The sequence below is a fragment of the Kocuria rhizophila genome (genome assembly GCF_003667225.1).
Taxonomy (GTDB): domain Bacteria; phylum Actinomycetota; class Actinomycetes; order Actinomycetales; family Micrococcaceae; genus Kocuria; species Kocuria rhizophila.
In genome coordinates, this window is sequence record NZ_RCOM01000171.1 from 1 (window position 1) to 474 (window position 474).

Here is a 474-nt window from a genome sequence, read left to right on the forward strand (position 1 = left end):
GTGGTGGACCGCGAGGTGCTCACGATCGACCACGGAGACGGGCGGAAGTCCTCGGTGGAGCCGGTCAGCGCCACGGTACGCCGTGGTGAGCGTGTGGAACGGGGGCAGGTGGTGGCCCGCGTGGCGGCGCCGGGTCACGGGCCGCGGGGCGGAAGTGTCCACTGGGGTGTCCGGGAGCACGGGGAGTACGTGAACCCGCTGCAGTTCGTGGTGGACCTGCGCCCCTCCGTGCTGCTGCCCGTGCCGGATGCCGAGCGCAGCGCGCCCGGTGCGTCCTGACTGCTGCTAGGTGTCAGGCGCCCGGGGACTGCTGGCCGGCGCCCGGTGGGCGAGGGGAGGTACCCCACGTTCCGGGCCCCGTGCCCGGTCTGCGGTGCGCGGCGGCCGCTGCCCGGTCGGAGACCGGCGGCCCAGCCCCCGGGTTCCGGACACGCGGAAGGCCCCCGACCGTCGTCGAGGGCCTCCGTCCGGTGC

The 474-nt window shown here is 75.9% G+C and carries 1 protein-coding gene; it reads left to right on the forward strand.

What is annotated here, in order from left to right; all coding sequences use genetic code 11:
• Window positions 1–279 (forward strand): M23 family metallopeptidase (locus D9R02_RS11865; protein WP_147435370.1); only part of this gene is annotated, 279 nt, incomplete at its 5' end.
• Window positions 280–474: the final 195 nt, after the last annotated feature.